Annotated in this window: 10 protein-coding genes; 3 read left to right on the forward strand and 7 right to left on the reverse strand. The window is 38.6% G+C overall.

What is annotated here, in order from left to right:
• Nucleotides 1-25 precede the first annotated feature (25 nt).
• The 3 genes from CH361_RS05430 to CH361_RS05440 are packed head-to-tail and all read left to right on the forward strand — an operon-like array spanning nucleotide 26 to nucleotide 2,593.
• Nucleotides 26-904: a DUF455 family protein gene (locus tag CH361_RS05430; protein WP_100789805.1), complete on the forward strand. Its 879-nt coding sequence runs from the start codon at nucleotides 26-28 to the stop codon at nucleotides 902-904.
• 21 nt (nucleotides 905-925) lie between these two features.
• Entirely contained in the window at nucleotides 926-1,327 is a 402-nt protein-coding gene (locus CH361_RS05435; RefSeq protein WP_100789806.1) for a hypothetical protein, read from the forward strand.
• 33 nt (nucleotides 1,328-1,360) lie between these two features.
• Nucleotides 1,361-2,593 carry a porin gene (locus tag CH361_RS05440; RefSeq protein ID WP_100789807.1) on the forward strand — a complete coding sequence of 411 codons (1,233 nt, stop codon included), beginning with the start codon at nucleotides 1,361-1,363 and terminating at the stop codon, nucleotides 2,591-2,593.
• An 88-nt stretch (nucleotides 2,594-2,681) separates the two neighbouring features.
• On the opposite strand, the gene CH361_RS05445 is transcribed toward CH361_RS05440, so the two are convergent.
• The 7 genes from CH361_RS05445 to CH361_RS05475 all read right to left on the reverse strand — a co-directional run bounded on the left by CH361_RS05445 (nucleotide 2,682) and on the right by CH361_RS05475 (nucleotide 11,774).
• Nucleotides 2,682-5,990: an efflux RND transporter permease subunit gene (locus tag CH361_RS05445; protein ID WP_100789808.1), complete on the reverse strand. Its 3,309-nt coding sequence runs from the start codon at nucleotides 5,988-5,990 to the stop codon at nucleotides 2,682-2,684.
• Entirely contained in the window at nucleotides 5,983-6,732 is a 750-nt protein-coding gene (locus tag CH361_RS05450) for a hypothetical protein (protein WP_100789809.1), read from the reverse strand. The genes CH361_RS05445 and CH361_RS05450 overlap by 8 nt, the downstream gene beginning before the upstream one ends.
• Nucleotide 6,733: 1 nt before the next feature.
• Nucleotides 6,734-7,741, reverse strand: coding sequence for an efflux RND transporter periplasmic adaptor subunit (locus tag CH361_RS05455; RefSeq protein WP_100789810.1), 1,008 nt, complete (start codon nucleotides 7,739-7,741; stop codon nucleotides 6,734-6,736).
• Between the two features lies 1 nt (nucleotide 7,742).
• Nucleotides 7,743-9,161 (reverse strand): TolC family protein, encoded by a 1,419-nt coding sequence (locus tag CH361_RS05460; protein WP_100789811.1) that lies wholly within the window; start codon nucleotides 9,159-9,161, stop codon nucleotides 7,743-7,745.
• A gap of 103 nt (nucleotides 9,162-9,264) precedes the next feature.
• Complete coding sequence (locus tag CH361_RS05465; RefSeq protein ID WP_100789812.1) at nucleotides 9,265-9,642, reverse strand: hypothetical protein; 378 nt, start codon at nucleotides 9,640-9,642, stop codon at nucleotides 9,265-9,267.
• A 268-nt stretch (nucleotides 9,643-9,910) separates the two neighbouring features.
• Nucleotides 9,911-10,240 carry a hypothetical protein gene (locus tag CH361_RS05470; protein ID WP_100790034.1) on the reverse strand — a complete coding sequence of 110 codons (330 nt, stop codon included), beginning with the start codon at nucleotides 10,238-10,240 and terminating at the stop codon, nucleotides 9,911-9,913.
• Nucleotides 10,241-10,361: 121 nt separating this feature from the next.
• On the reverse strand, nucleotides 10,362-11,774 hold the full coding sequence (locus CH361_RS05475; protein WP_100789813.1) for an FAD-binding oxidoreductase: 1,413 nt from the start codon (nucleotides 11,772-11,774) through the stop codon (nucleotides 10,362-10,364).
• Nucleotides 11,775-11,777: the final 3 nt, after the last annotated feature.

Here is an 11,777-nt window from a genome sequence, read left to right on the forward strand (position 1 = left end):
AATCTCTTTTCAAAACCAAATCAGAATGAAAGTCTCCGAATACGCAAAACATTTGTTACTTGCTCCTACTTTAGAAGATAAACTCCTTCCTCCAAGTAGACCTTGGGAGGAAGAAACAGATTTTACACCCATACGAATGGAAAGACCTGGTCGTTCTCCCAAACTTCAGTTTTCTGATAAGAAGGTAAAAATTCCTCGTTTAGAACATCTGAATTTGGTATCCAATCGGGGCCTCAGCCTTCATCATTTTGCAAATCATGAGCTTATGGCAATTGAGTTATTTGCTTGGGCTCTACTCGCCTTTCCTTCGGCACCTAAATCGGTTCGTAACGGTTTTTTAAAAACTATAGAAGAGGAACAAACACATTTAAAGTTATATTTACATCGTATGAGAGAGTTCGGTGTTGATTTTGGTGATCTTCCATTAAATTATATTTTTTGGAAACAATTAGGGCAATTTGGAAGTTTGGAATCTTTTGCTGCAGTCATGTCTGTTTCCTTTGAAGGAGCAAATTTAGATTACGCACAAATTTATGCCCAAGTTTTTTCTTACTACGGTGATCATACAACATCAGAGATCATGTTAACAATTTTTGAAGATGAAATCAAACATGTGAAAAGAGGGCTCCGTGCCTTTGAACATTCTATCCCAGAAAATAAAAACCAATGGGAACATTATCTTTCTTTAATTAAATTTCCGTTCACACCTAGACGGGCGAAGGGTTATCTTTATCTTCCTGAAACAAGGATACTTGCGGGTATGGATCCAGACTTAATTCAATCTATCGGCAACTACGAAGATGAATATACTGGTCGAGTGAACCTGGAATCTGTAAAAAAATTTGGTCTTGGAGAGACGATCCTTCGTAAAAACAGGCTTGATTCTCATTTGCCTAGTCCTTAAGATTTCTAGCGGAAGGTAATTATGAAATTGAGAATGGTATTGAGTTTATTACTGTTTTTTTCTGCACTCGGAGTTGTACTGAACGCAGAGAAAAAAGCCAAACCAAATACGGAAATGAATCTTCATGATTTTATGGAGGATTTTACAAAACCGGCGACTAAGTTATATGATAAAAAGGATAACCCTGATTATCTTAATAAAATCTTAGAAAAAGTTCCTGACATGGCACCGGATGATCAAAAAGCAGAATGGAAAGAAATCATTGATGCCAAACTCGCTGTTGGAAAACCAGATGAGACCTGTAAGTCTTGTCATACTAAATTTAAAAAAGAATACAAAGCGAAATATAGAAAAAAATTAATTGTGATTCCAGATGAACTTCTTGGATTCCCAAAAGAAATCAAAGAACTTCTGAAAAAATAAATTAAAATCTCCGCTCTTTCGGGGCGGAACTCCATGAAACAAATCGTTAGTTTAAAACTTCCAATTTTTATTTCTTCTTTGCTGTTTTGTTTTTCGGTATTATCCGCTGAAGAACAAGTGCAACCCAAAACAGGAGAATCCGTATCTACAACATCAGTAGTAACATCGAATCCAAATCCGCTCCCTGCTAGTTTAAAGTTTGGAGCTTTTGTTGATACTTATTACTCGCATAATAGAAACCATCCCATTTCGAAAGAAAGACAGTTTACCACACAAGCTGTTCGTAATGATGAGTTTAATATTAATTTAGGATTTGTGGATGCCAAATGGCAAGAAGAGAAAGTGAGAGGACGCATCGCCTTGCAGTTCGGAACATCGGTAAACACGAATTATGCTCCAGAAGCAAACAAAGATGTAAGTTCTAATCAAAATTCAGTCAAACATATCCAAGAAGCTTATGTGGGTGTGAAGATTGCAAAAGACACTTGGCTCGATGCTGGAATTTATTTTGGTCATATTGGGCATGAATCTTGGATTTCTTCTGAAAATTGGAATTATACAAGAGCGCTGGCTCTAGACTTTGTTCCTTATTATGCATCGGGAGTTCGACTCACTACAAAGTTTACTGATAAGTTCCAGTTTCAATTCCATGTTATGAATGGTTGGCAAAACATTACGGACCAAAATAAAGATAAATCTCTTGGAACTCAGTTTAAATTTTCGATTGCTCCCAATTTTACAATCATAGCCAATCAATTTGCCGGAAATGAAGCCCCTGACTTTGAACGAAAACAAACCAGATTCTATAATAATACAATTCTTGAATGGAAGGCTTTGGATTGGTTGTCTTTTGCGGCTTCTGGTGATGTGGGAGCACAAAAAGCTAAAGAATCATTTCAATATGAACCTTGGTGGAAAGAAATCAATCCTACTCTTGGAATTTATACCAATAGAGAATCGAATGTTTACAACCAGTGGTATCATGGAACTTTTTGGGCAAGTTTTCGTTATGAAGATTTGTATCGATTGAGTTTTCGAGTCGAAAGATTTTATGATCCCAAACAAGTGATGGCGACCACTTATACACGTAATGGATTTCTTACCAATGGTTATACGGTTACCTTTGATTTTTTAGAATGGCATCCGGGACTTGTTCGTTTTGAAGTCATTCAAAGAGAATCTATGGATCCTGTATTTGAAACTGACAACAATAAACATACGAGGGTTGAGCGTTTAGTTGTTGGTGCTTTTTCTGTTCGGTATTAAGTTTTTAAGAAAGAACTCCAAACCACTATACTGGTTTGGAGTTTAAAATAGGAGAATTGAGAGAAAGTTCTTTGTTTATGGAGGACTTTTAGGTTTTCCTCTTTTTCTTAATTGGTTTTTTCTTTTTCTTCGGAGATCCGTCTTCGTCATCTTCTTCTTCCAAAGGTTCTTCGCTTAGTTCACTAACAAAGTCGAGAAATGGGATATGCTTTTTATGACTCATCTCTTCTCTTTCTGCTGCGTCTGGTTTTCTTTCACCCACAACTACTAAATAAAGGGAAGGAAGGATTGTTAGAACCAAGCACATTGCAGAAAATAATCCACCTACGATGACTGTAGCGAGTGGTCTTTGAACGTCAGACCCAACTCCTGTTCCAAGAGTTGCAGGGATGAGTCCAAGGAGTGCAAGCAACATGGTCATAAGCATTGGACGTAATTGAATGACCGCTGCCTTTTTGACTGCTGCTTTTGTTGTGATATCAGGTTCTTCGATTAACAAATGGTTGGTTCTTGAAACAAAGAGTACTCCGGCCATAGTTGCAATTCCAAAAAGTGAGATAAAACCTACACCTCCAGAAACGTTGAAGTAGTAACCTCTAAATAACAATGCATATATACCTCCGAGTAATGATAATGGTATACATGCTAAAGCAACGTATACGTATTTGAGGTTTCTATACAACATATACAAAACACCAAAGATAATTAGAATGGTGATTGGTATTACGATTGCTAATTTTTTACCAACCCGTGCTAAGTTCTCATACTGTCCTCCGAATCGGATTTCATATCCATCTGGGAGTTTGATTTTTTTCTTAACACGTTTTTGGAGTTCAGAAACAAATCCACCTTGGTCACGACCACGAATATTCGTTCGAACGGTAACAACTCGGCGTCCTTCTTGTCGAAAGATCATCGTTGGTCCATCCACAACTTCAATCTCAGCTAACTGGGACAATGGTATCCTTTCCCCTTTTGGAGAAATGATTGGCATGTTTTCGATAGCTTGTTTGGAAGCACGGTAATCTTTTGAAAATCTAACAACAATTCCAAATCTTGCAGGGGTTTTGGGAGGATTGTCTGAAGGACCTTCGTATAGAGTACTGATTCGTTGCATACCGATGGCAGCTTCAATCATTTGTTGGATATCAATCACATTGATTCCGAAACGTGCAGCAGCTTCTCGATTGATACTAATGGTTAACTGCGGACTTTCGGCCTCTTGTTCAATACCGAATTCGCTCGCACCTTTCATTTCTTTGATTTCTTCCAGGACTTCGTTACCGATTCCACGCATGATCTTTAGATCGTTACCTGAAACGAAAACTGCTAAATCCGCAATGGTTCCCATAATTGCTTCGGAAAGGTTATCCATAATCGGCTGAGAAAAACTAACTCTAGCCCCAGGAAGTGTTGCCTCTAAATCGTTTCTCATTCGAAATAGTAGCTCTTGTTTGGTGATGTTCTCTTTCCATTTATTATAGTCTTTCAAACCAATTAAAACTTCGAGTCGGTTAGGTGGTAGCGGGTCAGTACCATCATCATTACGTCCCAACTGAGACAATACTACGCTGACTTGTTCATTTTTATAAATGGTTTGCCTAATTTTAGGCATAAACTTTCTTGCTTCGGGAAGTGAGATCCCAACAGGAAAGAAGATACGAATGTTGAATCCACCTTCGTCCATCTCAGGGAGAAATTCTGTTCCAAGAGAGAACATCCCTATAGCAAGGAAAACAGTGACGACACTGAAAGTGTATTTTACTGCTTTTTTAGAGCGGTTAACAATGAACTCAATGATTCGTTTGTATCGAGCTTCGATCCAATCATAGACTGGGTTATGCCATTCTATCGGCCCAGGATTTTTTGATTCAAAGTATGTTTTGTAGATAATTGACATGAGGACTGGAATGACAGCCATCGCAAAAATCAACGCACCTAAAATAGCGAATGAAATCGTAAAAGCCATTGGTTTGAATAAACGGCCTTCAATTCTTTCGAAAGAGAAAATCGGTAGATAAGCTAAAATAATGATCAGAATGGAGAATAGAATTTCTGTTCCGACCTCAGAAGCCGCATCTCTAGTAAATGCTAAAATTCCATGGGATTTTTCCTCTGGTGTTGCATCCCGATACCGTCGCATGATATTTTCTACCATGATCACAGCACCATCCACAATAATACCAAAGTCAATTGCACCTAACGAAAGTAAACTTGCTGGAATTCCAGTCATATTCATCAGTAAAAATGCAAACAACATGGCAAATGGAATCGTAGCAACAACCACAAGAGATGCACGTACACTTCCAATAAAGAAAATCAATACTAAGCTAACTACAACAACACCTTCTACTAATGTTTTACCAATGGTTCGCAGGGTATAGTTTACTAAGTCTGTTCGGTCGTAAGTATTTCTGAGTTGAACACCTTTTGGTAAATAGTTTTCGTTGATCTCTTTTACCTTAGCACTAATTCTTTCTCCCATCTCGTTAGGATCTCCCCAACGACGCATTGCCACCAAACCTTGAACCGATGAGTCAACATCAATCAGACCTTCTTCTTCGTTTTGAATGGTATATCCCAAAACACCGCTGGGGATGGGGTGTGAAATTTCGACAGAACCTAAATCTCTAATAAAGACAGGAACCCCGTTTACGGTTTTCACAACGATGTTTTCAATGTGTTTCGGATCTCTAATGGCTCCAAGAGAACGGATTGGGAATCCTTGTTCCCCTTGTAAAAGTAAGTTACCACCTGTGTTTAGGTTGTTTTCTTGAATTGCTTTAATGACATCGCCAATGGTTAATTTATATCGAATTAACTTATCAGGCGATGTAACTACATGGTATTGCTTAGGAAGACCACCGAATGTTACAACATCAGCTATCCCTGGAATTTGTAACATCTTTGGCATTACAATCCAGTCTTGTATAGTTCGAAGTTCCATTGGCGTATGGTTTTCTGAAGATTCAACGACATAACGATAAATTTCACCAACAGGTGAACTCATCGGCCCAAGTGCCGGTTGTACATCTTCTGGGATATCTGCATCGGCAACTCGTTCCATAAGTCGCATACGAGCAAAATAATCATCTGTGCCATCTTCAAAAACGAATTGGAATACAACGAGTCCGTTAATTGTTCTTGATCGTCGTACCGCAACTTTGGGAATTGCATTTAACACCCGCTCAATGGGAAGGGTAACACGTTCTTCAACTTCTACAGCGGCTTTCCCTGGAAATTTTGCAATGAGTCGAACCTGCGTATCTGCAATATCTGAATATGCTTCTTTGCGGATATCAATCCATGCCCATGTTCCGAAAAGAATTGCAACCGCGGCTGCAATCAGTGTTGAAATACGGTTCTTAAGAGCTATTTCAATAAAATCTTTAATCATGATATTCCCTCGTATTGAAGAGGTAACCCATCTGTAGTAATAATTGTGGGTTTCTATAGTCGCCTTGTCCAACCCCACCACCTACTTGTAAAAAGAAATTTCCAAGTAGGAAGTCGTAAGTAAGACCGATGTATCGTTGGGATAAATGTACCCGTTGTCTTTCTCGACTTTCATATTCTAAATAAGCTCCAACATTACTATCAATGGAGTTTACGTAGGATCTGATGAGTAAATCTGTTTCGGAAGGGTCCCTTCGGTTGTATCCAGGAATGTTAACTCCAGTTGGATAAGAAGATTGTCCACCACGCCCAACTTCTGGTGCAAATGGATTCACTTCAAAATATCCGCCAACGATGGAAATACTATGAGCAATCACAGGTGTTTTCCAAAAAGTATAACCTAGGTCTACTTGACCACCATACCAATGTGGTCCCCAAGCACCACCTGAACCTCGTAATACGACGTCTTTAAAATAGTAACCGAGATTAAAGTTAATACTTCCAGGAGAACCGATGGAAGCACCGTAAACCCAGAAATTTGTAGATTTAGGGAGTCTTTTGGCATCTAAACTATCTGCTTTCAGTTTTTCATCTTCACCAAATGCCGACTGATCGGACTTAGTTGGGGTCCATTCTGGTTGGAGTTCTTTTCCTTCCATGTCCTTTGGATAAGGTGAGGATTGGGCAGACAATGAGGACCCTACTAAAAATAATATAATTAGTAAAAGGATAAGTTTTTTCATATTAAAAACCAAAACTTAGGCCTTTTAAGAGAATAGAGCCTTGGATGGCTATTTTCTCTCCAGGATTCAGTCCTTGAATGATATTGACTCTTTCTTTTGTAGAGATACCTAAGACCACTTCTCTTCTTTTGAAAGTGAGTGGCTCCTCTTCAACAAAAACGTAATTTTTCCCTTCAACGGTTACAATGGCAGTGTAAGGAAGAACCACGCTGTCTCCACCTGTTTGCTCTGGGAATTTTACAACTCCAAACATACCTGGTTTTAATCGATATTTGTCGTTCACCACAATAATTCTCATTTTTGCAGTTCTGGTGAGTGGGTCTACGTTATCTCCGATAGCTTCTGCTGTTCCGATAAACTCTTCATCAGGAAAAGAGGCAAAAACTACTTTCACTTTTTTCCCTTTGCGTAAGGTAGAAATTTGAGATTCAGGAACATCTGTGATGATCCATGCTTTTAAACTTCCTGCTGTACTTAATTCACTTGGGTTTAATCCTTGTGCTCGGAGTTTACCTTCAAATTCTGCGAGTTCTGCTGCATCGTTTCCTGAATCTGTTTCTGATTCGACTAGGTCTTTTTCAGTTGCAACTCGGTGAACAAACATATCTTTGATCCGGCTTAGGTTTTTATTTGATCGATGCAGTTTGTTTTTTGCATGAACATATCCTACATAAAGATCATTTAACTCAGCAGATTCGAAGAGAATGATTCGTGCACCATTACTTACAGAAGGTGAAGTCGAAGCAATTAGTCTTGCTGGTGCCTCTAAACTAACAAATTCTCCACCGCCGCCAATAGCAGTTGATTTAACAATCTCAAGTCCTGGGCTGTTCGGTTTGAAGACGATTCGAAGGCCACCATCAAAAACTTCCGCTTTTTCTGGATGTTTATGAACTTGTTTTGCTGGTTTTGAAAAAATCATAAATAGGACTGCAGCAACTACAAGAAATACTCCTGAAAGCAGGAGGATTTTTGCTTTTTGGTTTAAAGATTTTAAAGTGATTAACATTTTATTCCTCGGATTTCGGATTAGTTTGGTTTTCAGATTTAGGGATAAAGATTCCTTTTCCCACGGCATAGTTTACATTTTCAATAGCTTCCATTCGATCTGTTTGGAGTTTTAACATCTCCACTATACTCGAACGGTAAGTTTCGAAGAAGTCGGCAAATTCTAAGATCGTTATGTATTTCTTTTCATAACTCATAATCATATCCAAAGATAAACTTCCATAATCTTTTATATAGGCGTTCATGAACCGCTTATATAGTGCATCCTTGATTCTTGCAGCTTGGTAAGCTACTGCTACTTCGTTTTCTACTTCGAGAATGTTGTTCTTTAACTCTTGTTTCCTTACAAGTATGGCTTTTTCAGCTGCTTGAATATTCCCTTGATTTCTATCAAAAAGGGGAACGTTTAGCTGCGCTGTGATTCCCCAATAATTTTGGAAAGCAGTTCCACCACGATTGTACATTGGCCCAAACGATAAATCAGGTATAGCATTCGCATGTTGAAGGTCTAAGTTAGCTTCTTCATATCGTAAGGTTTGTAGGGATTTCTTTAGATCAGGTCGATTTTCTCGTGCGATTTCGACTAGGTCTTCTAGTCGCAATTGGTTTGGCACGAGTAAATCTAATTGCGTTTCATTGACTTTAGGATTGAACTCAACTTGGGCATTACGATATAGATCATCATTTAAGAGAACTTTGAGATCCGCTTCTTTTTCATAGACCTTGATGGCTAAATCTTCTCTTTCCTTTTTTAAGAAAAACAAAAGGGCTTTTAATCGTAAATGTTCGGCTTGGAGGAGGGCTCGTCTTTTGTATGCAAGTTCCGAAGACTCGACTGTTTTTTCAATGGAAGCAATACTTTGATCGTAAAATACTACCGCCTTCTTATAGAAATATATTGTGTAAAAAGTTCTTCTTAGTTTGGTAATGACTGCTCTAGCAAGATCATAAAACTCTTGTTCTGAAATCTTTGCGTTTAACTCAGCAACTTTTACGCGTTTGTCAATTTTTCCTCCGAGTAGGAACACTTGTTGAACTTGGATGACCGATTGCCCTGATCTTGTTGTATCAAAATATCTTTGTGTGGGTTCAGCAAAGATACTTTGGTCAATAAAAACATTTGGGTTCGCATAGAGACCTGCTTGTAAAATTCCGGCTTTCTTTACATCCACTTGGAAACGGGAAGCAATGAGTAGAAGGTTATTTTTCCAGAGCAAACTTTCGGCAGACTCTAAATCAATCTCTCGAGTTAACCTTTGGTCATCGGGATAGAGACTCGAACCCAAAGAAGTTCTTGGATTTTCATCTGAAAGTTGCCTTTTCAGGGCTTCACTTGCTTGTGCGACTCTATCTTCTCCCCATAAATAGGAGGTAGAGAATACAAGAAAGAGGTAGATACCAATTCTATTGTAAAAACTCATAAATTACCAAACATACAAAATTTAAGAAAAAAAAGAAAACATAGGTATACCACTATCTAGAAGTTATAGGTATACTTCTGGATTCAGCGAATGCTGAAATATACTAAACGAAAAACACTGGGGGAGGAATATTTAAGAGAAGAGAAGAGAGTAAATTAGATACAAAAATTCCATCAGAAATCAAATCAACGAACGAAACCAACATAAATGCTGATAACAAATCAGATTTGCTTTCATTAAAAAAATCTAAAAAGTCCGCTCTGGAACGACTGATGGTCGCAGAATCATCAATAGCTGAGATTCTTGGATCATCAATGGATGTATCTTCTGGAGTTTCTAGTGAGGCTGAAATCGATTTCTTGATCTGGTGGATATTGGCTTCTAAAGATTCTGAAACCGCGTCTGACATACCGTCCAACGGGAAACCAATGGTTATCGTTAGGAAAAATGCTATCAGTTTTGCCGACCAATTTGCCGTCATAATGTCCACTCATTCATTTGGATCTATGTACTCAATTCTAAAATACTTCTAACAGTTTAAAGGTAACTCAAACATTGATCAAATTGAATATGATATGGTATATAGGACGAAATAGGATCTAAAAAAAAGACTGCCCAGAGTCAGGAAATCCCCGGAGCAGTCGCTAAGAGTCTTTGGCAAATGAGAAACAAATCGTAAAAAATGTTATGGATATATAAAAACATCCTGTGTCCCTCACGGGACACAGGTTTAAAGAGATAGAGAGGAGTTAAACGGGTGGAGGTAAACTCAGGTAACGAGAGGCTAAAAGCCCTGAAATAAAGGAAGTATGAAGATTTTTGTTATGTGTTAGGGGTGAGACCAAAAAAACAGACTGACCCTTTACATTTGATGTAAGCACATCTTCTAAATCTTTTGTACCAGAGGATTCCTCAGAAGAAGATCTGTTAATCGCACTTGAAAGTGAGCCCGTGACTTGGCTTTTGCTGCCCAATCGACTGGACTTGGCACCACGAGTACGAACGAGAACGTTTTCTTCTGAAAGAAAAGCACTGCCCAGAGAGAGTGTGAGAAGGGAAATCCCAAATATTTTTATCACTTTCCTGAACATAATTACAGTATAGACGGCTCCTGATTAAAATCTAGCATTTTTTTTGGAGTATGCCTATAAATTAGGCAGATCGACCAGATTGTTCTGAGAGACCTGCCCTTGTTTGGATTTAGAGCACTTTGCCCGGGTTTAGGATCCCTTTGGGGTCAAATGCCAATTTGATGGCTCGCATCGTGTCAATTTCCGACTGAGACCGGGAGAAATTTAAGTAATCTTTCTTGAGAAGTCCAATCCCATGTTCTGCAGAAATGGACCCTTTGAACTTTTGGATGAGGGTGAACATTTCTGGATCTACTTGTTTGCATTGAGAAAAGAAGTCTGCGTCCGTTAGATCTTTGGGTTTTACGATATTTAAATGCAGGTTTCCGTCTCCGATATGTCCAAAAAGGGCGATATGAAACCCTTGGTATTTCTGGTTTAATAGGGAACTCATCTCATCCAAAAAAGCTTCCATATTGCGGAGAGGGAGTGAGATATCATTTTTATGAACTGTATAAGCAAGAGATAAGGATTCGGAAATTCCTTCTCGGTATTTCCAGAAGGTTTCGTTTTGTCGTGAGTTCTGTGCAATCGAACCATCGGTGATCAGTTCTTTTTCGGTGATGGATTCTAAAATGGAATAGAGTTTTTCTTCGTCTTTTTCGCCTGTTACTTCAAATTCCATTAGCACATAATATTTGCTAGGTGCTTGGAAAGGATCGGGAACTCCTAAATGTTCTTTCACTTTGTTCAAACAATAGTCTGTCAAAAATTCAAAAGCAAGTAGAGGTAAATCAAAGTTATGTGTTTCTCTGAAAATTTCTAAGATGTTTTTATATTCGGGTACGGCAAGGAAAATCACACGAATGTCTTTTGGTGGTTTTGTGAGTTTGACAACGGCCTCAGTAATGATTCCTAGAGTTCCTTCTGAACCAATAAACAAGTGTTTGAGGTCATATCCTGTATTGTTTTTTAGGATTTCACCATTAAATCGGTAAACTTCACCCTTCCCATTGACTACAGTAAGACCAAGCACCCAGTCCCGAATCAGTCCATAGTGAACCACCCGAACACCACCGGCATTTGTTGCAATGTTTCCGCCGATATGACTGGACCCAGTGGCCGCAAAATCTACGGGAAAATAAAATCCACGTTCTTCCGCTTCTTTGTGTAGATTTTTTGTGATCATACCAGCTTGTACGTGTAAGGTGCCAAGGAAAGGATCAAAGTCTACCACTTGATTCATTTTGGATAAGGAAATCACAATTTCGCCATTTTTGGCAACGGCACCACCGGCATAACCGGTTCGTCCCCCGGAAGGTACTACCGCAATTTCATTTTGATAAGCATAAGCGATGGTGGCAGCTACGTCTTCGGTAGATTCTGGAAATACAAGGACTTGATAATTGGGAGGATAAACTTTTGTTCGATCGGTTCCATACGAATTGAACAAAGATTCATCCATAGTCCCGTCGTTTTTTAGTATGACTTTTTTTTCGCCAATCAGTTGGCTTAATTCGTTTTTTGTTTTTGTAAAATCCATTAA

It is taken from the genome of Leptospira brenneri (genome assembly GCF_002812125.1).
In the GTDB taxonomy this organism is placed as follows: Bacteria; Spirochaetota; Leptospiria; order Leptospirales; family Leptospiraceae; genus Leptospira_A; species Leptospira_A brenneri.

Coding starts and splice junctions, on each gene's coding strand:
- CH361_RS05430 (WP_100789805.1), top strand. CDS start 26: ATGAAAGTCTCCGAATACGCAAAACATTTGTTACTTGCTCCTACTTTA.
- CH361_RS05435 (WP_100789806.1), top strand. CDS start 926: ATGAAATTGAGAATGGTATTGAGTTTATTACTGTTTTTTTCTGCACTC.
- CH361_RS05440 (WP_100789807.1), top strand. CDS start 1,361: ATGAAACAAATCGTTAGTTTAAAACTTCCAATTTTTATTTCTTCTTTG.
- CH361_RS05445 (WP_100789808.1), bottom strand. CDS start 5,990: ATGATTAAAGATTTTATTGAAATAGCTCTTAAGAACCGTATTTCAACA.
- CH361_RS05450 (WP_100789809.1), bottom strand. CDS start 6,732: ATGAAAAAACTTATCCTTTTACTAATTATATTATTTTTAGTAGGGTCC.
- CH361_RS05455 (WP_100789810.1), bottom strand. CDS start 7,741: ATGTTAATCACTTTAAAATCTTTAAACCAAAAAGCAAAAATCCTCCTG.
- CH361_RS05460 (WP_100789811.1), bottom strand. CDS start 9,161: ATGAGTTTTTACAATAGAATTGGTATCTACCTCTTTCTTGTATTCTCT.
- CH361_RS05465 (WP_100789812.1), bottom strand. CDS start 9,642: ATGACGGCAAATTGGTCGGCAAAACTGATAGCATTTTTCCTAACGATA.
- CH361_RS05475 (WP_100789813.1), bottom strand. CDS start 11,774: ATGGATTTTACAAAAACAAAAAACGAATTAAGCCAACTGATTGGCGAA.